Source organism: Halopolyspora algeriensis (genome assembly GCF_003337235.1).
GTDB lineage: Bacteria > Actinomycetota > Actinomycetes > Mycobacteriales > Pseudonocardiaceae > Haloactinomyces > Haloactinomyces algeriensis.
On the sequence record NZ_QPJC01000005.1, the window covers coordinates 111,911 to 133,218 of the forward strand.

Genomic DNA, 21,308 nt, shown 5'->3' on the forward strand with positions numbered 1-21,308 from the left:
CACTTCGCAGGCAGGTCGCTCATGCCGTCAGGTGGCGGACGAGCTCGGCCGCCGCCGCCTCACCCGTGGCCACGCACGCGGGCACGCCCACGCCGTGCAGCATCGCCCCGGCCAAGGTCAGCCCCGGCACCTCGGCCATGGCGCTCTCGATCCCGGCGACGGTGTCGAGATGGCCGACACCGTACTGCGGCAGGCCACCACCCCAGCGAGCGACGACGGAATCGACCGGCTCCGCCCGGATCCCGGTCAGTTCGGCCAGATCGTTCCGCACTCCGCGCAGCAGCTCACCGTCGTCCATGCGCAGCTCGGCGGCCTGCCCGAAACGGCCGACCGAGGCACGCACCAGTACCTCACCGTCGCGTCCCCGCAGATGCGGCCACTTGCGACTGGAGAACGTGAAGGCCTTCGCGGTGAAGGGAGTTCCGTCGGCGTGGGTCTCCCCCCGAGCCACGAGCACTCCCGAGGCCTCGGGCAACCGCGTGTCGGAAGGCAGCGCCATCCCCACCACGATCATCGAAGCCAGTTCCACCGCCGCAAGGCGCTCGGCCGCGGCGGGAACGACCTCGGAGAGCAACCGGCGCGCCGAGGGAGCGGGTACGGCCATCACCACGGCATCGGCATCCAGCACCTCGGGAGACGGAGCGGATCCGATCTCCAGCCTCCAGCCGGTTCCGGCGGGTACCACCGCGCGTACCGGCAACCCCAGACGCACTCGCGCCGAGCTTCGCTGCGCAAGCCGGTCGATCAGACTCCGGTAACCACCGCGGAACGCCCCGAAGACCGGGGGTTTGGCCTGCCCTTCGGGACTCGGTGGCGGCAGCGCTCGCGCAACCGCGGCACCGATCGACTCCGCCCCCGCGTCGATCGCGGCCGCCAGAGCGGGGATCGTCGCTCGCAGCCCCAACCCGTCGGCGCTTCCCGCGTACACACCGCCCAGCAGTGGCTCGACGAGACGATCGACGACTTCGTCACCGACCCGGTCGCGCAGCAATGCCCCCACGGACACGTCCGCACCGTCGAGGTGCGGGGGTGGCAGGCTCGTTTCCGCGCGCACGGCCGCCACTCCCGCACCCGAGAGCACGTGCCGGACGGAATCGGCAGCGGACGGGACCCCCATGAGAGTTCCGGTCGGCAACGGGCAACTCCGCCCGCCCGCGCGCACCGTGGCCGAAGCGGGCCCGGGATGCACCACGTCTTCCCCCAACCCCACTTCCTCGGCGAGAGCAGGCACCTCCGGCCGTCGCGCCAGGAACGCCTCGGCACCGACGTCGTAGGGACATCCCGCCAAATCGGCCGTGCCCAGCTTGCCGCCGAGCTGATCGGCCTGGTCCACCACGACGATGTCGGCTTCCGATCCCAGCCTCCGCCGCAACCGGTGTGCCGCGGTGAGACCTGCCACGCCACCACCGACGACGGCGATCCTGCTGCGCTCGCCGCCCGTCACGACCGCGCGCTCTCCGAGTGGACGAACTCGACCAACCTGCTCAGCACATCCGGATCCGTATCCGGCAACACCCCGTGCCCGAGGTTGAAGATGTGACCACCCGCCGCTCGGCCCTCGGTCAGGATGCGGCGGGCCTCTCGTTCCACGGCTTCCCGGCCCGCGAACAGCACGGCCGGATCGAGGTTGCCCTGGACCACCGGCTCGCCCGGAACGGAGCCGGACTCCCGCAGCCGTTGCGCCGCCGCATCGAGCGGAACCCGCCAGTCGACACCGACCACGTCCGCCCCCGCCGAACTCATGGCACCGAGCAGCTCCCCGGTACCGACACCGAAGTGGACACGCGGCAGCGCCTCCCCCCCGGTGGTCTCCGCGAGTCCCTCGAAGATCCGACGGGTGTGCGGCTGGACGAACTCCCGGTAGTCACGCAGCGAGAGTGCTCCGGCCCAGGAATCGAACAGCTGCACCGCGTCCACTCCCGCCGCCGCTTGCACGCGCAGGAAGGTCAGGGTCGTCGTGGCCAGCTTGTCCAGCAGGGTGTGCCAGGTGTGCGGATCGGAGTGCATCAGTGCCTTCGTCCGCTCGTGGTTGCGGCTCGGTCCGCCCTCCACCAGGTAGGAGGCCAAGGTGAACGGGGCACCCGCGAAGCCGATCAGGGGAACGCGCCCCAATTCCCCCGTCAGGAGTCCGACCGCCTCGGCGACCGGAGCGACCTGTTCGGGTTCGAGCGACGGCAACCGGTCCACATCGTCGGCACCGCGTACCGGCTCGGCCACCACCGGACCGGTCCCGGCAACGATGTCCAGGCCGATTCCCGAGGCGTACAGCGGCAGAACGATGTCGCTGAACAGGATGGCCGCGTCCACACCGTGGCGCCGCACGGGTTGTGCCGTGATCTCACAGACCAGTTCGGGAGTCAGGCACGCCTGCAGCATGGGAGTCCCCTCGCGCACCCGGCGGTACTCGGGCAGGGAGCGCCCGGCTTGGCGCATGAACCAGACCGGTGTGTGCTCGGGGGTCCCACCGCGGGCCGCGACGAGGAAAGGAGTGTCATCGAGGTCCCGGCGGGCCGAGACGGGTGCGGAGTTCGTCATGGGAGAAATTTCTCGAAACTGGACGGAATGGTTCGACGCCCGAGGCCCTGGGCAACGACCGTGTCCGGCACCGGGTGCTGAAGGTCCACCGCGGTGAGCCACCTCACCGACGAGCACGTGTGCGCGAACAGGAGCGTCGAGGTCATTTTTGCACGCTGCCCCGCCCGTGGAGAGCCGGGAGGCCGAATACTGCCTCGGGCCGCCGTGGGCGTGCCTCCGACACCCTGCGCGCGGAAGGTCCTACAGTTGCTGGGCGTGACGGAGATGTCGGCGGTGCCCGAGGTGTTCCGGCAAGCAGTTGCCGCCTTGACGTCGCCCGCTCCCCGGCCGGAGATCGAGATCACCGAGGTGCGTCCACCGAAGCGTCTCGCTCCGTGGGCCTACGCACTCGCGGCCGAGGCAACCGGTCCGGATGGTGAGCTGGCTACGTCCCGGTTGGTTCTGCTGCACGACCCGGCCGGACAGGAATTCTGGAACGGGGTCTGGCGCCTCGTCGCCTACCTCAGAGCGGAGCTGGATCCGGAAGTGGCCACCGATCCACTCCTGCCCTCCGTCGGATGGTCCTGGCTGACCGACGCGCTCGAGGATTCCGGCGTCGAGTACACGGCGCTGGGCGGGACGGTCACGTTGACGTCCTCGGCCCGCTTCGGCGACATTGCCGGCCCGGAACGGAACCACGATCTCGAGTTGCGTGGATCGTGGACGGCTTTCGGACCGAAACTCGAATCCCACGCAGTGGCCTTCCACGAGCTGATGAGCACTGCTGCGGGCCTGCCACCCACAGGGGTCGCGGTACTGGGAACGCGGACGGGCGAGAGTCAGCGTCCGTTCTGACGTCCTCCGCGCCGGGGGAACGCCTTCGGGCGGTGCGCGCCGAGCACCGGTGCCGGCAACGGTCACCGACGGGTCCACTCGGGTGGGTCCACCGGTGACCGCGGGTCCTGCTGTGCCACGAGCGGCTCCCCCGGGCACGGTGCGGCTGAATACTTGAAAGGAAAACTTTCTCGACAACCACAGCTTTGGCTTGTCGTTTGAACACGCTCCGGCGTTAGCCAAATCGCACACTTTCACCCGTTCGCGCTACCCCCGCTTGGAGCAATCACAACTCGATCGGGATATATACCCCGATGATCGTCCCACTGATCGAGTTGGACGGTTACGCTGCTTGCTGAACGACACCACTTTCGGTCGATCAGTGGCGCGGCTGATCGGTCGAGAGTCCCGGTGCCGGTCGGGGGGCACGACCGACTCCAGGGAGGTAGTGACGTGGCTGCCGTCGGCTTAGGTCAGGCCGCTCGTACCACGCCGGCCGGTGCTTTGCCGGCCAACATGGTCCCGCATCCGCGGGAAGAGCTGTTCACGGTGCTCGTGACGGACGATCATCCGTTGCTTCGGGAGGCCATCTCCTCCCGTCTGCTGCAGATGGGCGCCGGCACGGTGCACGAGGCCGCATCGATGGCCGAGGCCAGGGCCCGCGCCCTGGCGACAGGCCCTTGTGACCTCGCCATTCTCGATCTCGGGCTTCCCGATGGAACCGGCATAGACCTGGTAACGGAATTACGTACCCAGGGCTGGCCGCGGATCGTGGTGCTCGCTTCGTCCGATGACCCGTATGCGGTCCGAGCCGCCTTCCAGGCAGGTGCACAGGCGTACCTGCTGAAGTCGGCCTCGCCCGTGGTCGTCACCGACGGGGTGCGCCGCGTTCTCGACGGCGGTGTCTACGCCGATCCCAGCGTGGCTCCCGTACTGGCTACCGGTACGAGAGTGCCGGGGACCGACAACACACCGCGGGAGTTGTCCGGGCGTGAGATCGAAGTTCTCCAGCTCGTGGCCGATGGCCGATCCAACAAGGAGATCGGCGAGGCCCTCAACCTGTCCGCGCTCACGGTGAAAAGTCACCTGTCGCGGATCGGCCGCAAGCTGGGTACCGGTGACAGGGCGCAGATGGTCGCCCTGGCTATGCGTGCCGGGGTGATCCGATGAGCGGGTAACGATGGATCGGGCCGTTCGATCCCGGTGAGGTCGGCCAGGTGACTCCACGGGCCACCCGGAGCACGTATCGTCTGATACTCGTGGAAGCTGCTCACTCCGAACCCACCGGGACCGACCGCCCCGAACCGGTACCGCTGACCGAGCCGGCCGGCGGCACACCTCCGGTGGTCGAGACACCGGAAGCACTGCACACTGCGGCGGCCGCGCTGGCCGCGGGGACCGGCCCGGTGGCAGTGGACACCGAGCGGGCCTCGGGCTACCGGTACTCACAACGTGCCTATCTCGTGCAACTACGCCGGGAGGGCGCGGGTACCGCGCTGGTCGATCCGATCGCCTTGGCGGGCGATCTCACCCCGCTCGTGTCGGCCCTGTCGGGGACCGAGTGGGTGCTGCACGCGGCCTCACAGGACCTGCCCTGCTTGGCCGAGCTCGGCTTGCACCCGTCGCGGTTGTTCGACACGGAGTTGGCCGGACGGCTCGCCGGCTTCGAGCGTGTCTCGCTCGGCGCGTTGGCCGAACGGATGCTGTCGTACCGCCTGGAGAAGGGACACGGCGCGGTCGACTGGTCCCGCCGGCCACTACCGCAGGACTGGCTCGTTTATGCCGCCCTGGATGTCGAACTGCTGATCACCCTGCGCGCCGAACTTCGTGCCGAACTCGACGGGCAGGGCAAGCTCGAATGGGCCCACGAGGAATTCGAGGCGGTTCGCACAGCAGGACCGCCGGCGCCCCGGGCCGAACCGTGGCGCCGCACCTCGGGAATTCACCGGGTTCGGCAACCCCGCAGGCTCGCGGCGGTGCGTTCCCTGTGGCAGGCGCGGGATGCCCTGGCGCGGGAGCGGGATCTCGCTCCGGGGCGGGTACTGCCGGACAGCTCCATCGTGCAGGCTGCACAAGCCGATCCGGCCGACGAGGCCGAACTGACCGCACTGCCGGTTTTCGGCGGCAGGCAACAGCGGCGCCGAGCATCGACATGGATGCACGCGTTGCGTGCGGCCAAGGACTTGCCCAAAAGTGCGCTGCCGGATCCCACACCGCCGACCGACGGCCCGCCACCCGCCAACCGGTGGTCCGAGCGTGATCCGGCAGCCGCCGCCCGGCTCTCGGCCGCGCGTACGGCGCTCGCCGAGATCGCCGAAGCACACGGCCTGCCAGTGGAAAATCTCCTGCTGCCCGACCTGCTCCGGCGTGTGTGCTGGGATCCTCCGCACGACCTCGATGCGGACGTGATCGCGCAGGCGCTCCGGAACGGGGGCGCTCGCGAGTGGCAGATTTCCTTGTCCGCCGAAGCCCTCGCCACTTCCCTGAGCACCCCGGCCATCTGAGCATCTCTCGGCTTACCCCACGGAGCCGTTGCTGTGGGCGACACGACAGGGGACCTATGTGGTTACCGGTCGGTAATAAGGGCTAGAGTGCTCATTACCGGCCGGTAGCACCGGGCTCGTGCTCACCATGCCCGCTCGCCACCCGGCCGACGCGTAGACCCCACCGAGAAGGAGCACGCCGTGGCCGCACCTGCGTCGGCACCAGCCGGCACGAGTAGCAGCCCCGAACCATCGGGGACGCAGCGCGCCCTTCGGAACGTGGTCTTCGTCGACGGCGTACGGACGCCGTTCGGCAAGGCCGGCCCGAAGGGCATGTACGCCGAAACACGCGCGGATGACATGGTCGTCAAGGTCATCCGCGAACTCATGCGGCGGCAACCGAACCTCCCACCCGAACGCATCGACGAAGTCGCGGTCGCCGCCACCACCCAGATCGGCGACCAGGGGCTCACGATCGGGCGGACCGCAGCACTCCTGGCCGGCCTGCCGAAGTCCGTCCCCGGTTTCGCCATCGACCGGATGTGTGCGGGAGCGATGACCTCGGTGACGACGACGGCAGGCAGTATCGCCTTCGGCGCCTACGACTTCGTCATCGCAGGTGGCATCGAACACATGGGCAACCACCCGATGGGTGAAGGCGTGGATCCCAACCCGCGATTCGTCTCGGACAAGCTGGTGGATCCCTCGGCGATGGTGATGGGCTCCACCGCCGAAAACCTGCACGATCGCTACCCCGCGATCACCAAGGAGCGTGCGGACGCCTACGCCGCTCGCAGCCAGCAGCGCTACGAAGCCGCCGCGAACGCGGGCAGGATCGCAGCGGATCTGGCTCCGGTGGCCACTCGCTCCAGCGAGTACGGCTGGGGGCTGGCCACCGCCGACGAGCCGCCCCGACCGGGCACGACGGTCGAGACTCTGTACGGGTTGAAGACCCCCTTCCGGCCGCACGGCCGGGTGACACCCGGAAACGCGGCAGGCCTCAATGATGGTGCGACCGGCTGCCTGATCGCCGAGGAGGACAGCGCCCGCGAACTCGGCCTGTCCGTCGGCATGCGTCTCGTCGGCTACTCGTTCGCCGGGGTGGAACCGGAGGTCATGGGGGCCGGACCGGTTCCGGCGACCGAGAAGGCCCTGCACCGGGCCGGCCTGTCCATCGAGGACATCGGACTGTTCGAGATCAACGAGGCCTTCGCCGTCCAGGTGCTGGCCTTCCTCGACCACTTCGGTATCGCCGAGGACGACCCGCGCGTCAACCCGTGGGGTGGCGCAATCGCCTGTGGCCATCCCTTGGCCTCTTCCGGCGTCCGGCTGATGACCCAGCTGTCCCGCCACTTCGCCGAGAATCCCGATGTTCGCTACGGCATCACCACCATGTGCATCGGCTTCGGCATGGGCGGCACAGTGATCTGGGAGAACCCGCACTACAACGGGGGCACCCACAAGGGGGGCACACAGTGAGCACAGCATCGAACCGGCACTCCACGTCGACTCCGAACTTCCCCGACGAGGTCGTGACCCGGGCATTCACCCGCCTGATCAACGTTCCGGGGGTCTCCGGGCAGGTCGCGCTGATCACCATCGACAACGGGCACGACCACACCCGCCCGTCGACCTTCGGTCCCGCCGGGTTGGCCAGCCTGAATGCCGCCCTCGACGAGGCCTTCGCCGCCGAGCCCACCGCCATCGCCGTCACCGGCAAGCCCTTCGTCTTCGCGGTCGGTGCGGACCTGTCCGGGGTCGGCGAGATCTCCGAACGCGAGCAGGCCCACTACGTGGCCCAGACCGGCCACGACGTGTTCCGGCGTCTGACCGAATCGACGATCCCGACATTCGCCCTGGTCAACGGTGCTGCACTCGGCGGGGGCCTGGAACTGGCGCTGTCCTGTCACTACCGCACCGTGGCCGACAACGCGGGCGCGATCGCCTTCCCCGAATGCTTCCTGGGGTTGTTCCCGGGATGGGGCGGCACGCAGCTGCTGCCGAACCTGATCGGTGCGGACGCGGCGGTCACGGTCATCGTGGAAAACGCGCTGAACCAGAACAAGATGCTCAATCCGAGCAAGGCCACCAAGATGGGCATGTTCGACATCGAGCTCGAGGCCGCCGACTTCCTGGAGGAATCCCTGCGGTGGGCAGGGCGCGTTCTGTCCGGCGAGGTCCAGGTGCAGCGGCCCGAGATCGACCGCGGGCAGGCCTGGGACGAGGCGATCAACCGGGCCCGCTCCCTCGTCGCGGGCAAGACGAACGGCGCCTCCCCTGCCGTGGACCGTGCCGTCGACCTGATCGAACTGGCGCGCAACAACGACCTCGACGCCGGGTACGCCGCCGAGACCGAGGCACTGACCGACGCCCTGATGTCCGATGAACTGCGGGCGGGTCTGTACTCCTTCGACCTGACGCAGAAGCGGGCCAAGAAGCCCGCGGGGGCACCGGACAAGTCGCTGGCTCGCGAGGTCAACAAGGTCGGCGTCATCGGTGCCGGGCTGATGGCGGGTCAGCTCGCGCTGCTGTTCCTGCGCCGCCTGCAGGTACCGGTGGTGCTGACCGACATCGACCAGGAACGCATCGACAAGGGTGTGTCCTACGTCCACGGTGAGATCGACAAGCTCGCCGACAAGGGCCGCCTCTCCGACGACGAGGTCAACCGGCTCAAGGGGCTGGTTTCCGGCTCGCTGGACAAGCAGGCCTTCGCCGACGCCGACTTCGTTCTCGAAGCGGTCTTCGAGGAGATGTCGGTCAAGCAGAAGGTGTTCGGGGAAATGGAGCAGTACGTCTCCGCCGAGGCGATCCTGGCCACCAACACCTCGTCCCTGTCGGTTTCGGAGATGGCCTCGGCACTGTCGCATCCCGAACGGGTCGTGGGCTTCCACTTCTTCAACCCGGTGGCGGTGCTGCCGCTGCTGGAGATCGTGCGCGGCACCGGCACCGACGACGCCTCGCTGGCGACCGCGTTCTCGGTCGGCAAGCAGCTGAAGAAGTCCTGCGTGCTGGTCTCCGACGCTCCTGCATTCGTGGTCAACCGTCTGCTGACCCGGTTCCTCGGGGAGATCATCGCCGCGGTCGACGAGGGCACGCCGTTCGACGTGGCCGATCGGGCGCTGAATCCGCTCGGGCTGCCGATGAGCCCGATGGTGCTGCTGCAGCTCGTCGGTCCGGCGATCGCGGCGCACGTCAACGAGACGATGCACGCCGCCTACCCGGATCGCTTCGGGCTCAGCGAGAACCTGCAGCGGTTCGTCGACGCGGGCAAGACCGCCGTGTGGCAGTCCGACGAGCACGGCAACCAGATCGTCGATCCGGAGGTCGCCGCGCTGTGGCAGCAGGGCGACAACCCCTCGACCGAGGAACAGGTTCGTGAACGTGCGCTGCGGGCGCTGGCCGAGGAAGCCCGGATCATGCTCGACGAGGGCGTCGTCATGGAGGCCGCGGACCTCGACCTGTGCATGATCCTCGGTGCGGGCTGGCCGTTCTGGCTCGGCGGCATCACCCCGTACCTGGACCGCTCCGGCGTTGCCGAGCAGGTCAACGGCGCGCGGTTCCTGGCCCCCGGTGTGGCCAGCGTGCCGACCGCCTGAACGCACACCGATCCTGCAACGGGGCCGGGACGATTTCGTTCGTTCCGGCCCCGTTCGTGTGCGGCAGTCCGCCTGCCACGGCCGGGATCATGGCATGATGAAAGCCGGAATCGAGATGGGGTGATGGCCGGTGACCGCTCTTGTGCAGCACGAACTCGGTCCGTTCACGGTCGACGACTGGCACGCGCTGCCTGCCCGCGAGGACGGGACGCGCCTGGAACTCATCGAGGGGTACTGGCTCGTGACTCCACCGCCGAGCGGACAGCACCAGTGGACTGAAAGCGAAATCCTCGGCCTGCTCAAGAGCGCTCTGCAAGCAGCCGGAAGGACCGACCTCTACGCACTGGGCGGTATCGGTGTGGAGATCAGTACGACGTACCGCACGGCCGTGATCCCGGACTTCATCATCCTGGACACTCCGCCGATCGGCACGTCCTTCGATCCGAGCCACGTCCTGCTGGTCGGCGAGATCTGGTCGCCGGGCAACTCGTCCTCCGAACAACGGCAGAAATTCGACTCCTTCGCCCGGGCCGGTGTGCCGTTCTTCTGGAGTGTGGCACAGGACGGGCGCGGCCCCACCGAGCTGGTCGCCTACCGCTTGGAGCGCGGCTACTACATACCCGAGCTGACGGCGAAGGCCGGTGAGGGTTCGGTGTCGATCACCGCGAGCCCCGTTCCGGTGGAGCTCGACGTGGCCGCCCTGCGCGTCTGACCACGGCGCTCGGCTACGGCGCGACGGGCACCTCCACGGTGACCGCCAAGCCACCGCCGTGCACGGATTCGGCCGACACCCGGCCGCCGTGGGCGGCAACCGCGGCCCGCACGATCGACAGCCCCAGCCCGGCGCCGGTTCGCGCCGTACGCTGCACACCTGCCCGATAAAACGGTTCGAACAGCGTCTCGATCCGCTCCGAGTCCACTTCGGTTCCCGACGAGACCACCCGCAGCGAAGCCCACTGCGGGCTGCTACTGGTGATGATCTCCACCCATCCCCCTTCGATGTTGTGCCGCACCGCGTTCTCCAGCAGGTTGCCCGCCACCCGCTCGAGCAACGCCGGATCACCCATGGCCAGGGCGGGATCATCGCAGCGGTGAATACGCAGGCCGCGGCGATCCGCATCCTCGGCGACCCCCTGCAGTGCACGCCCCACGACCTCGGTGAGATCGATCGGTTCCCGCCTGGGCAGTTCCACACCCTCCGTGCGCGCGAGCAGCAGCAGCGCTTCCACCAACCGCTCGGCCCTGGCCGTGGCATCCCGCACGACCTCCGCCATCCGCCGCAGCTCCTCGGTATCGGCCCCGGGATCCGACAGTGTCACGTCGAGCTCGGTGCGGATCACCGACAGAGGGGTGCGCAGCTCGTGGCTGGCGTTGGCCACGAAGCGGCGCTGCGATTCGAAGGCCGTCTGCAGACGATCGAGCATCGCATCGAAGGTGTCGGCGAGCTCGGCGACCTCGTCGCGGGGCCCGCCGAGCTCGATGCGCTGGTCGAGCGACTCGGCGGACAGGCGGCGGGCGGAGTCGGTGACCTCGTGCAGCGGACTCAGCACCCGTCCGGTCACCGTCCACGCAAGCACGGCCGCCGCCAGCACCACGGCCACGAAGGCGGGGCCACCTGCCAGCAGCACCTGCTCCCGGGCGGACTCCCGCAGTGCTGCTCCCAGCTCGTCAGCGGGCACCACCACACCACGGACGCGGACCATGCCTCCGCTCGGAAATCGGGGCACAGCGGCAACGACATTGCCCACCAGCACCCACCCCAACCACAGCAGCAAGCCGCTGACCACGGCCACCAGTGCCGTGGCAAGCAGGGTCAACCGCAACCGGAGGCCCGGGCCCCGGCGCGTCACCGATGTCCCGGACACCGGGCGCCCGGGTCGTGAACCTCCCGACAGCGATGCCCGGCCCCCGCTGTCATTCGGCATGGATCAGCCCTCGTGCTCGGACACGGAGTCCGCGCGCTCACCACTTCCGGCCGTGGGTACCCGGTACCCGGACCCGACGACCGTCTCGATGATGCTCGGCTCACCGAGCTTCTTGCGCAGCGTCATCATCGTCACCCGCACGGTCGTGGTGAACGGGTCGGCATGCTCGTCCCACACCCGCTCCAGAAGTTCTTCCGAGCTGACGACCGCACCGCCGGCCGCCAGGAGAACCTCGAGCACGCCGAATTCCTTGCGCGTCAACTCGAGCTCACCGCTCGAGCGGCGCACTGCACGCCTGGCCGGGTCGAGCGAGAGATCCCGGGCGGTGAGCACGGGCGGGGACGGCGGAGTGGAACGCCTGCCCAGGGCCCGGACACGGGCGGTCAGCTCGGCGAAGGCAAAGGGTTTGGCCAGGTAGTCGTCGGCTCCCAACGACAGACCTTCGACACGATCGGCGACCGTGCCACTGGCCGTGAGCATCAGAACCCGAGTCAGTTCCTCGGCTCCGGCGATCTCCCGGCAGAGGTCGTCGCCGGACAGGCCGGGCAGGTCCCGATCGAGCACGATCACGTCGTACCGGGTGACCGACGCCTTTTCCTGACCGCTCTGGCCGTCATAGGCGATGTCGACGGCCAGCCCCTCCTTTCGCAGCCCCCGAGCGATGGCATCCGCCAGCGGCTGCTCGTCCTCCACCACAAGGATCCGCACGTGTTCACCGTGCCACAATCCACGCTCCGGCAGGCCGGGTGGACACGGTAGGTACCGCCGGAGGGTCACTCGGCAGGGCGCTCGCCTCCTGCGGCCGCGTGCGTGCCCGCTCCCTCGAGGGCTCCTTCGAGACGGTCGGCGACCCACTCCGTGACACGGCGTGCGACATCCTGCTCGGTCAGCTCCAGGTCGGCCAGGACATCGCCGCGCGAGCCATGCTCGAGGAACCGGTTCGGGACACCCAGGTCGCGCAACGGCACGTCCATCTCGGCATCCCGCAGAGCAGCCGCCAGCGACCACCCGAAACCGCCGTGCCGCCCGCAGTCCTCGAGGGTGACCACGAGCCGGTGGTGGGCAGCCATGTCCACCACCGCCTGCGGTACCGGAACCACCCAACGGGGATCGACCACCGTGACCCCGATCCCCTGCGCGGCCAGGCGCTCGGCAGCCGCCACGGCCATCTCGCCGAAGGTTCCCACGGCGGCGAGCAGCACATCGGGCTCCTCGTCCGCACCCGGCTGCCGCAGCACGTCCACGCCCTCGACGCGCTCGATCGCAGGTACCTCCTCGATGACCGAGCCCTTCGAGAAGCGCACCACGGTAGGACCGTCGTCGACGGCCACCGCCTCGCGCAGTTCCTCCCGCAGGGTGACGGCATCACGGGGAGCGGCGACGCGGATACCCGGCACCACGCCGAGGATCGACAGGTCCCACATGCCGTTGTGGCTCGGGCCGTCCTCACCGGTGATCCCGGAACGATCGAGCGTCACCGTCACCGGTTGGCGGTGCAGGGCGACGTCCATCAGAAGCTGGTCGAACGCCCTGTTGAGGAAGGTCGAGTACACCGCGAACACCGGGTGCAAACCACCCATGGCCATGCCGGCGGCCGAGGTCATGGCGTGCTGTTCGGCGATACCGACGTCGAAGCAGCGGTCCGGATAGTGCTCGGCGAACTTGTCCAGCCCGGTCGGTCCCAGCATCGCCCCCGTGAGAGCCACGATGTCGTCACGTTCCCCACCGATACGCACCAATTCGTCGGAGTACACGCTCGTCCAGCTCTTCGGTGCGGGAGCGGTCGGAGCACCCGTCTGCGGATCGATCACCTTGACCTGATGCATCTGGTCGGCCTCGTGGTTCTCCGCCGGAGCGAAGCCGTTGCCTTTCTGGGTGACGGCATGCACGATCACCGGCCCCCCGAAACTCTTGGCCATCGTCAGGGCGTGCTCCATCGCCCGCATGTCGTGTCCGTCGACCGGGCCCAGATACTTGATTCCCAGATCGGAGAACATCACCTGGGGACTCAACGCATCCTTGATACCGCTCTTCGCAGCGTGCAGACCGGTGTAGAGCGGCCTGCCGACCACCGGAAGGTTCCGTACCGTGCGGCGACCGTTCTGCAGGGCACGCTCGTACCCCGGGCGCAGCCGCAGCGAGGCGAGATGCTCGGCCAGTCCCCCGATGGTGGGGGCATAGGAGCGACCGTTGTCGTTGACCACGATGACCAGCGGGCGTTCCTGATCGGCGGCGATGTTGTTCAATGCCTCCCAGCACATACCACCGGTCAGAGCGCCGTCACCGACGATCGCGACCGCGTGCCGATCGGCATTGCCGAGCTGGAACGCGCGCGCGAGCCCGTCGGCATACGACAGCGAGGTCGAAGCATGGCTGTTCTCGACCAGATCGTGTTCGCTCTCGGCTCGCGACGGGTATCCGGACAGCCCCCCGCGCTTGCGCAACCGGTCGAAACCGTCCTGGCGACCGGTCAGGATCTTGTGCACATAGGCCTGATGCCCGGTGTCGAAGACGATGGCATCTCGCGGGGAGTCGAACGTCCGATGGACGGCCAGCGTCAGCTCGACCGCCCCCAGATTCGGGCCGAGATGACCGCCCGTGCGCGATACCTTGTCAATCAGGAACGATCTGATCTCGGCGGCCAGCTCGACCAACTCGCCGTGCTCCAGGGACTGGACATCGGCCGGACCGTGCACGGACTCCAGCAGCGTCACCGCTCCACCTCGCTCACTACGCCGGATCACTCGGCTCTGGCACACATACCCCTTCCGATCCGGAAGGCACCCATGCGGCTGCCCGACAGTCTACGGAGCCATGCCGGATGCACCCGACAAGGAGCTACCACCGTGGTGCGTCTTTTCGTCTCGCATCATCACAACGGTCCTTCGTCGATACGCTCCAGCGCCGCAATGCACTCGACATGGTGGGTCATCGGGAAAGCATCGAAGGCTTCGATCTCGGCCACGCGATAGCCATGCTCGATGAACAGTCCGAGATCACGCGCCAGGGCCGCAGGATCGCAGGCCACGTGCACGATGCGCGTGGGCCGATACGCCGAGACCGCCTCGGCGACCGCGCGACCGGCACCCTTGCGAGGGGGATCGAGGACCACGACGTCGGGACGTGCAAGTCCCTGCCCCGTGATGATTCTCTCGACCTTTCCCGCACGGAACTCGACCTGTGGCAGATCACGCAGATTGGCCGATGCGTCGTCGACCGCGCGTCGCGATGATTCGGCCATCAGAACCGAACCCGCGGGCCCGACCTGTTCGGCCAGGACGGCGGCGAACAACCCCACACCGCCGTAGAGGTCCCAGGCATGCCCGCCGGAGGGTGCCCGGGCCATCCTCGCCACCGTCGCGGCGAATGCGTCGGCCGCTGCCGGATGGACCTGCCAGAACCCGTGTGCCCCGAGGTGCCACGACCTGCCTGCCGCTTCCTCGCGGGCAATCCCGTCACCCCGGACACTCCGGGACACGGGTTTTTCGCGCCCCCGCTGACGCCGAGCGGGCTCACGGCCGTGTGCCGTGACATGAACCTCGCCTGCCGCGTCTCTGGTGACCTCCAGCTCCGACTGCTGCGGCCACTGATGCGAGGTCACGTCGTCCAGGGCTCCGGCAACCGTGATCGGGCAGTCCGCAAGCGGGATGACCCGGTGACTGCGGTGCACGCGAAGCCCCGGACGGCCACTGCCATTCACGGCCAGCCGTACCCTGCTTCGCCAGCGCAGCAGCCCGCCGGGGAGCTCCCGGACCTCGACGGGAATATCGAGACCGGCGATGCGCTGCAGTTGCTCGGTGACGACAGCGGACTTCAATTCCCGCTGCGTCGTCCCGTCGGCATGCTGCCAATCACAGCCGCCGCAGCGCTCGGTCCCCCGAGCCATATCGGCCAGCGGACACGGTGGGGTCACCCTGCCCGGCGCCGCCCGGCGTACCTCCATCGCGTCGGCGCGGCAGAAACCGCCGCCCCGGTCCTCGGTGACCTCCGCGAGCACCCACTCACCGGGCAGGGCATGGCGAACGAAAATCACCCGGCCCTCGTAACGCGCCACGCAGTGGCCACCGTGCGCCACCGGTCCGACCTCGACCTCCAGGCGCCTTCCGGTCCAGTCCAGCTTCTCCCTCACCGCCGGCCGTTGCCTTTCTCGTCCTGACTCAGTCCCCAGCGCACCGACCGGCGGGGCGCGGGCGTGCGAAGGTCCACCCGGGTCGAGGACTCCAGCTGCCACGGCACGCTGGTCACCATCACACCGGGCTCGAACAGCAGCCGACTCTTGAGACGCAACGCGCTCTGGTTGTGCAGCAGTTGCTCCCACCAGTGCCCGACCACGTATTCCGGAATGAACACCGTCACCACATCCCGGGGGCTCTCCCGCCGGATGCGCTTGACATATTCGACAACCGGACGCGTGATCTCCCGGTACGGGGACTCGACCACCTTCAGCGGGACGGGCAGATCTTCCGCCTCCCAGGCTGTCCGCAGCGCTCTGGTGTCCTCGTCGTCGACATTGACCGTGATCGCCTCCAGCGTGTCCGGGCGAGTGGCCCTGGCATAGGCCAAGGCCCGCAGCGTCGGCAGGTGCACCTGCGAAACCAGCACGATCGCATAGTTCCGGGAGGGCAGCACGGCGGGAATGTCCCGTTTGTGCAACTCCCGCGAGACCCGGTCGTAGTGCCGCCGGATCGCGGTCATCAGCGCATAGCCTGCCGCCATCGCCGCGATCGCGATCCAAGCTCCCTCGAGGAATTTCGTCAGCAGCACGATGACCAGCACCGAGCCACTCATGATCAAGCCGAACCCGTTGATCGCCTGGCTCCGCCGCACCCGGCGTCGCTCGGGCGGATCGGTCACGGTACGCAGGTGCCGGTTCCAGTGCCGCAGCATCCCGAGCTGGCTGAGCGTGAATGAGACGAACACGCCCACGACGTAGAGCTGCACCAGTTGCGTGACCTGCGCTCTGAAGGCGATGACCAGCAGAATCGCAAAAATCGTGAGGGACACGATGCCGTTCGAGAACGCAAGGCGATCCCCGCGCGTGTGGAATTGCCGGGGCAGGTAACGATCCTGGGACAGGACCGAGCCCAGCACCGGAAACCCGTTGTAGGCGGTATTCGCGGCCAGGATCAGAATGACCGCCGTGGCGATGGTCACGTAGTAGACGGCGGGCGGAAAAACGTCGAACACCGCTCCGGCGATCTGAGCGACCATCGTGCCCTGCTCGTAGCCCGGGGGCGCATCGACGATCTGCTCTGCCGGATTCTCCGCGAGCCGCACTCCGGTGATCCGAGCGAGAAAGATCAGTCCCATGAGCATGGTGACCGAGATGAGACCCATCATCAGCAGCGTGTTCGCCGCGTTGCGCGGCTTGGGCTTGCGAAAAGCGGGCACGCCGTTGCTGATGGCCTCAACCCCGGTCAACGCTGCCGCCCCCTGGGAGAACGAGCGCATCACCAGGAATGCGAAGGCCAGCCCCGCAGCCTGCCCGGGCTCCGCCTGGATCTCCACCGAAGCGCTCTCGGCGCGCATCGTCTCGTCGAGCACCAGCGCACGAAAAAGCCCGAATCCGATCATCCCGAGGATTCCCACCAGGAACGCGTACGTCGGGATGGCCATGAATCCCCCGGACTCGCGCACCCCCCGCAGGTTGATGGCGGTGAGCACGACGATGGCCATGACCGCGAACGCGGTCCGGTGCGAGGCCACGAACGGGACCACCGCACCGATGGTGGCAGCTGCCGACGAGATCGAGACCGCGACGGTGAGCACGTAATCCACCAGCAGCGCACTGGCCACGGTCAACCCCGCCCGACGCCCCAGGTTGACCGTGGCCACCTCGTAGTCACCGCCCCCGGACGGGTAAGCCCGCACGTTCTGCCGGTAGCTGGCGACCACGGTGAGCATGACCAGCGCGACGAGCGCACCGATCCAGGGAGTGAGGGTGTAGGCGGACAGTCCCGCCACCGACAACACCAGGAAGATCTCTTCCGGTGCGTAGGCGACCGACGACATCGCGTCGGAGGCGAACACCGGCAGCGCGAGCCGTTTCGGCAGCCGCGTGCGGGGCAGCCGATCGCTGCGGAATGGACGACCCACCAGCAGGCGTTTCGCCGCGATTGCGAGCTTGGACACGGCCCAGAGCGTAAGCCCCGGCCCCCACGCGCTCGTGGGACGGCGGCCCCGAATCCGCTCACGTCACATCCGCACCCGGTACCCGCTGACGCCCGCACGCTCTCACTCGATACGGTGCATCAGCCTGTGATCACCGCGGTGCGCGAACCAGCTCGGTGAAACCGCCGTGTCCGGTCGCGAAAACGGCCTCTCCGGGGGTTGTCGCGCTACAGCGGCATCACCGGGTGGACGGGGTACCGTCACGGGGACATCGATGACCACAGCAGGTCATCCCGGCGAACGATCTGCAGCGAGGAGACGGGCGTGCATGTGGTGATCATGGGCTGTGGACGGGTCGGGGCATCCCTGGCCGCGGCACTGCAGCGGCTCGATCACACCGTCGCCGTGGTGGACAAGGATGCCCAAGCGTTCCATCGCCTGAACAGGAACTTCAGCGGCTACCGGGTCACCGGTAACGGTATCGACCGAGATGTCCTGGCCGAAGCGGGGATCGAGCAGGCCGCGGCATTCGCGGCCGTGTCCAACGGGGACAACTCCAACATCGTCTCCGCACGGGTCGCTCGCGAGACCTTCGGAGTCGACCACGTCGTGGCCCGGATCTACGATCCGAAACGCGCCGAGGTCTATCAGCGACTGGGCATTCCCACCGTGGCCACGGTGCCGTGGACCACGGACCGCTTCCTGCGCATGCTCCTGCCCGAGGGAGTGGCGACGGAATGGCGTGAACCCTCGGGTACGGTCGCGGTCCTGCAGCTGCCGCTGCACGATGGATGGATCGGTCACCGCGTATCGGAACTGGAGAGGACAACGGGCTCGCGCGTGGCGTTCATCATGCGTTTCGGCACGGGCGTCCTTGTCGGGCAGGACACGATCGTGCAGGCCGACGACGCGGTCTACGTCGCGGCACTGTCCGGCACGGTCACCGACGTCACCGCCGCAGCCCAACGAGCACCCGAGGAGAGCGAGTAAATGCGCATCGCGATCGCGGGGGCCGGTGCTGTCGGCCAATCCATCGCACGCGAGCTGCTCGACGCCGGCCACGAGATCATGCTGATCGAACGCAGCAGTCACAATCATCAGCCCATGCGTATCCCGCGCGCGGAATGGGTGCTTGCCGACGCCTGCGAGCTGGCTTCCCTCGAAGAAGCCGGTATCGAGCGGTGCGATGTGGTCATCGCGGCCACCGGGGACGACAAGGTCAACCTGGTGGTCTCCCTGCTGACCAAGACCGAGTTCGCCGTGCGACGCGTGGTGGCCCGGGTCAACGAGCCACGCAACGAGTGGCTGTTCACCGAGGCCTGGGGCGTGGACGTCGCGGTTTCCACACCCCGCATGCTCGCCGCGATGGTCGAGGAAGCGGTGAACGTGGGAGATCTGGTCCGCCTGATGACCCTGCGTCAGGGCCAGGCGAACCTCGTGGAGATGACCTTGCCCGCGAGCACCCCGCTGGCCGGGAAACAGGTTCGCGATCTCACCTTGCCCACGGATGCGGCGCTGGTCACGATCCTGCGCGGTGGCCGGGTGATCGTGCCGCAACCCGACGACCCCCTGGAGGCCGGTGACGAGATGCTGTTCGTCGCCACCGAGGATGTCGAGGAACAGATCCAGGCCGCGGTCCACGCTCGGCCGGGCCGGAGCTGACGAGAGAGGAACCGGCCGCGGGTATCACCCGGCAGGCTCGGAGCTCACCGTCCTCGTGTCCGGGAGGGGAGGTTTCCACCCGTGTGCCGGGCGGCACAGGTCCGTTCCTCGCGCACCTTCCTCCGTGGAGCAGTGGTGCTCCCTCACGTGGCCGGTGGGCTCCCACGCGGCGTCGAAGGACGCGACCGTACGGTGGGAGACCCCCCCGCCGTCGGCGAGTTCGCGGCCTCGACCTCTTCGGCGACCCTCGCCGCCCGGCGGATCGCCCACACGGTCACGATCAGCGCCAAGCCGGTGAGCGGATACCCCATCGCAATACGAGCGAAGGCAAGCCAACCCGTCTGATCGGCAACGTAGAGCCACTGCTGGACCACGAATTTCGCGGCGAACACCACTGTCCAGGCCAGCGTCGCGATGTCGTAACCCAGCAAGGCCCTGCGATGCCTGCGCCAGGAGAACCCCAGGCCGTTCAGCGCGGACCAGGCGACCCCGACCAGAGGCCAGCGCACGAATATCGAGATCAAGAAGGCGCCACCGTAGAGCAGACTGGTCCAGATACCCAGCAGGAAGAATCCCTTGGCGTCGCCGGTTCGATACGCGATGAACGAGCACACTGCGACGCCGATCACACCGGAGATCGCCGGCTGCAGCGGTTCCTTGCGGACGATCCGCGCGACCGAGATGGCCAGCGCGACCCCGATCGCGCTCCAGATGGCCGGCGCCATACTCGCCCAGGAGTTCACCACCACGAACACGATGATCGGCACGGCGGAATAGGCAAGACCGCTGACCCCGCCCATCTGCTCGAGCAGCGTCTGCTGTGCGTCCTTCCGTTCGGAGTCTTCGCCCCGTGCATCGCTGCCCGATGCCCGGTCCGCACCGGAAGTGTGCCCGTGGAGCCACCTCCCGGATGCGCCGGCCCGTTGCGGTGGTCGGTCATCGGGTTCGGATGCCCTGGTTTCGCTCATGCGGTGTTCTGCAACTCGTAGTAGGGGTTGTAGAGGACCTTGTGACCGTCCCGGAGTGCGATCCGGCCACGAGCCTTGATCGTCCGGCCCGGTTCGATTCCGGTGATCCGCCTGCGGCCCAGCCAGACCAGCGTGACCCCTTCGGTTCCGTCGAACAATTCGGCTTCCAGTGTGGGAGCCGACGCCTTCGGCGCCAAGCCCACGCTCCGCAGTCGGCCCAACACCACTGCCTGCTGGCCGCACTCGCAATCACACGCGCGTTGCGCACCCACCGCCTGCGACCTCTCCGAGAGGTCGTCGGCGTCGAGTTCGGCAACGTCACTGGTGAGGTGGTGTACGAGGCGGCGAAGGTAGCCACCTCTGGTGTTGCTCATGTAGCGCTCCCGTGCGCCTCGGGGCCCGACTCCGCAGCCCGTCCGCAGCCCAGCGTAGCCCGCTGACGGGGCCACGGGGCCACCCCGCCGGGAATTCGACTACGATGCCCACGATCGGACTGCTTTCCATGGTCCGAAAAGGTCATGCAATGGACCGTCGCGCCACGGCAGGCGAGGATCGACTCCGCTACTCGGTCTGCTCCTGCGCCTGCTGGATGTGCCTGGCTATCTCTTCCGGAAGTTCGATCGGCAGCGGCGCACGCACCGGCATCGGCTCCTCACCGCGCACCACCACCGTCTCGTCGATCAGCGCGTACAGCAGCTTTCCGCAAGCCTCGATGTTCTCCGCGGGTGCAGCAGCCACCCCGCGCAGCAGCCACCGGGGGCCGTCCACCCCGACGAACCGCAACACCGCCTGGGACGTGTCGGCGGTCAGCTCCGGGCCCCACTCGCCCTCGTCGACGCGCACCTGCGCCCCGTCGGAGCGCAATTGCTCGAGGAGTTCCCGGCGGACCTCCTGCCAGAGTCCGCTCGTCCGAGGAGCGGCAAAGGCGCTGACGGTGAGACGTCCCACCTGCGTGAGCAGGTGTACCGCACGTACCGGTCCGGCGGGATCGACCTCCACCTGGAGCTGGCTGCCCTCGGGTACCGGCAGGCGTACCGAACCCAGGTCGAGACGCTCGACCTCGTCCTCCGGCGCCTCGGCGACGTCGTAGGGCCCACCGATGTCAACGTCGGCGTCGACATCCGGGTCCTCGGCATCCCCGCCGCCCTCGGCGGACGTGTCCCACTCATCGGCTTGCGTGTGCCGCCCTCGGCGACGACCCCAACCGAACATGCC

The 21,308-nt window shown here is 68.3% G+C and carries 18 protein-coding genes; 8 read left to right on the forward strand and 10 right to left on the reverse strand.

Features of this window, described 5'->3' with window-relative positions:
• Positions 1 to 19: 19 nt before the first annotated feature.
• Entirely contained in the window at positions 20 to 1,444 is a 1,425-nt protein-coding gene (gene hemG / locus DFQ14_RS10185; protein WP_114452972.1) for a protoporphyrinogen oxidase, read from the reverse strand.
• Complete coding sequence (gene hemE / locus DFQ14_RS10190) at positions 1,441 to 2,535, reverse strand: uroporphyrinogen decarboxylase (protein ID WP_114452973.1); 1,095 nt, start codon at positions 2,533 to 2,535, stop codon at positions 1,441 to 1,443. Before hemE ends, hemG begins: the two co-directional genes overlap by 4 nt.
• Positions 2,536 to 2,790: 255 nt before the next feature.
• Here hemE and DFQ14_RS10195 point away from each other — a divergent pair, with 255 nt between their 5' ends.
• The 6 genes from DFQ14_RS10195 (at position 2,791) to DFQ14_RS10220 (ending at position 10,139) form a co-directional block, all read left to right on the forward strand.
• Positions 2,791 to 3,369 carry a DUF3000 domain-containing protein gene (locus DFQ14_RS10195; protein WP_246195590.1) on the forward strand — a complete coding sequence of 193 codons (579 nt, stop codon included), beginning with the start codon at positions 2,791 to 2,793 and terminating at the stop codon, positions 3,367 to 3,369.
• A gap of 432 nt (positions 3,370 to 3,801) precedes the next feature.
• A complete protein-coding gene (locus DFQ14_RS10200; RefSeq protein WP_114452974.1) occupies positions 3,802 to 4,518 on the forward strand; it encodes a response regulator in 717 nt (238 codons plus the stop codon).
• An 89-nt stretch (positions 4,519 to 4,607) separates the two neighbouring features.
• Positions 4,608 to 5,852 carry an HRDC domain-containing protein gene (locus tag DFQ14_RS10205; protein ID WP_246195589.1) on the forward strand — a complete coding sequence of 415 codons (1,245 nt, stop codon included), beginning with the start codon at positions 4,608 to 4,610 and terminating at the stop codon, positions 5,850 to 5,852.
• A gap of 258 nt (positions 5,853 to 6,110) precedes the next feature.
• Complete coding sequence (locus DFQ14_RS10210) at positions 6,111 to 7,310, forward strand: thiolase family protein (protein ID WP_114452975.1); 1,200 nt, start codon at positions 6,111 to 6,113, stop codon at positions 7,308 to 7,310.
• Positions 7,307 to 9,427, forward strand: coding sequence for a 3-hydroxyacyl-CoA dehydrogenase NAD-binding domain-containing protein (locus DFQ14_RS10215; RefSeq protein WP_114452976.1), 2,121 nt, complete (start codon positions 7,307 to 7,309; stop codon positions 9,425 to 9,427). Before DFQ14_RS10210 ends, DFQ14_RS10215 begins: the two co-directional genes overlap by 4 nt.
• A 130-nt stretch (positions 9,428 to 9,557) precedes the next feature.
• On the forward strand, positions 9,558 to 10,139 hold the full coding sequence (locus tag DFQ14_RS10220) for a Uma2 family endonuclease (RefSeq protein WP_114452977.1): 582 nt from the start codon (positions 9,558 to 9,560) through the stop codon (positions 10,137 to 10,139).
• A gap of 13 nt (positions 10,140 to 10,152) precedes the next feature.
• Here DFQ14_RS10220 and DFQ14_RS10225 read toward each other — a convergent pair whose 3' ends face one another.
• The 5 genes from DFQ14_RS10225 to DFQ14_RS10245 all read right to left on the reverse strand — a co-directional run bounded on the left by DFQ14_RS10225 (position 10,153) and on the right by DFQ14_RS10245 (position 17,484).
• Positions 10,153 to 11,292 carry a sensor histidine kinase gene (locus tag DFQ14_RS10225; RefSeq protein WP_257233632.1) on the reverse strand — a complete coding sequence of 380 codons (1,140 nt, stop codon included), beginning with the start codon at positions 11,290 to 11,292 and terminating at the stop codon, positions 10,153 to 10,155.
• A gap of 63 nt (positions 11,293 to 11,355) precedes the next feature.
• A complete protein-coding gene (locus tag DFQ14_RS10230) occupies positions 11,356 to 12,060 on the reverse strand; it encodes a response regulator transcription factor (RefSeq protein ID WP_114453101.1) in 705 nt (234 codons plus the stop codon).
• A 65-nt stretch (positions 12,061 to 12,125) separates the two neighbouring features.
• Positions 12,126 to 14,066 carry a 1-deoxy-D-xylulose-5-phosphate synthase gene (gene dxs, locus DFQ14_RS10235; protein ID WP_114452979.1) on the reverse strand — a complete coding sequence of 647 codons (1,941 nt, stop codon included), beginning with the start codon at positions 14,064 to 14,066 and terminating at the stop codon, positions 12,126 to 12,128.
• A 158-nt stretch (positions 14,067 to 14,224) separates the two neighbouring features.
• Positions 14,225 to 15,481: a class I SAM-dependent RNA methyltransferase gene (locus DFQ14_RS10240; protein ID WP_114452980.1), complete on the reverse strand. Its 1,257-nt coding sequence runs from the start codon at positions 15,479 to 15,481 to the stop codon at positions 14,225 to 14,227.
• The gene (locus DFQ14_RS10245) at positions 15,478 to 17,484 is read right to left on the reverse strand and encodes an APC family permease (protein WP_114452981.1); all 2,007 of its coding nucleotides are present in this window, start codon (positions 17,482 to 17,484) and stop codon (positions 15,478 to 15,480) included. Before DFQ14_RS10245 ends, DFQ14_RS10240 begins: the two co-directional genes overlap by 4 nt.
• A 303-nt stretch (positions 17,485 to 17,787) precedes the next feature.
• On the opposite strand from DFQ14_RS10245, the gene DFQ14_RS10250 reads away from it, so the two are divergent.
• Positions 17,788 to 18,453, forward strand: coding sequence for a potassium channel family protein (locus tag DFQ14_RS10250; protein ID WP_114452982.1), 666 nt, complete (start codon positions 17,788 to 17,790; stop codon positions 18,451 to 18,453).
• A complete protein-coding gene (locus DFQ14_RS10255) occupies positions 18,454 to 19,125 on the forward strand; it encodes a potassium channel family protein (RefSeq protein ID WP_114452983.1) in 672 nt (223 codons plus the stop codon). It begins immediately after the preceding gene.
• Positions 19,126 to 19,268: 143 nt separating this feature from the next.
• Here DFQ14_RS10255 and DFQ14_RS10260 read toward each other — a convergent pair whose 3' ends face one another.
• The 3 genes from DFQ14_RS10260 to DFQ14_RS10270 all read right to left on the reverse strand — a co-directional run bounded on the left by DFQ14_RS10260 (position 19,269) and on the right by DFQ14_RS10270 (position 21,305).
• Positions 19,269 to 19,925 carry a DUF3159 domain-containing protein gene (locus tag DFQ14_RS10260; protein WP_246195661.1) on the reverse strand — a complete coding sequence of 219 codons (657 nt, stop codon included), beginning with the start codon at positions 19,923 to 19,925 and terminating at the stop codon, positions 19,269 to 19,271.
• A 164-nt stretch (positions 19,926 to 20,089) separates the two neighbouring features.
• Entirely contained in the window at positions 20,090 to 20,467 is a 378-nt protein-coding gene (locus DFQ14_RS10265; protein WP_114452985.1) for an OB-fold nucleic acid binding domain-containing protein, read from the reverse strand.
• Positions 20,468 to 20,654: 187 nt separating this feature from the next.
• Positions 20,655 to 21,305, reverse strand: coding sequence for a DUF3710 domain-containing protein (locus DFQ14_RS10270; protein ID WP_114452986.1), 651 nt, complete (start codon positions 21,303 to 21,305; stop codon positions 20,655 to 20,657).
• Positions 21,306 to 21,308 lie beyond the last annotated feature (3 nt).

Coding starts and splice junctions, on each gene's coding strand:
- DFQ14_RS10260 (WP_246195661.1), bottom strand. CDS start 19,925: ATGGGCGGGGTCAGCGGTCTTGCCTATTCCGCCGTGCCGATCATCGTG.
- DFQ14_RS10255 (WP_114452983.1), top strand. CDS start 18,454: ATGCGCATCGCGATCGCGGGGGCCGGTGCTGTCGGCCAATCCATCGCA.
- DFQ14_RS10270 (WP_114452986.1), bottom strand. CDS start 21,305: ATGTTCGGTTGGGGTCGTCGCCGAGGGCGGCACACGCAAGCCGATGAG.
- hemE (WP_114452973.1), bottom strand. CDS start 2,535: ATGACGAACTCCGCACCCGTCTCGGCCCGCCGGGACCTCGATGACACT.
- DFQ14_RS10265 (WP_114452985.1), bottom strand. CDS start 20,467: ATGAGCAACACCAGAGGTGGCTACCTTCGCCGCCTCGTACACCACCTC.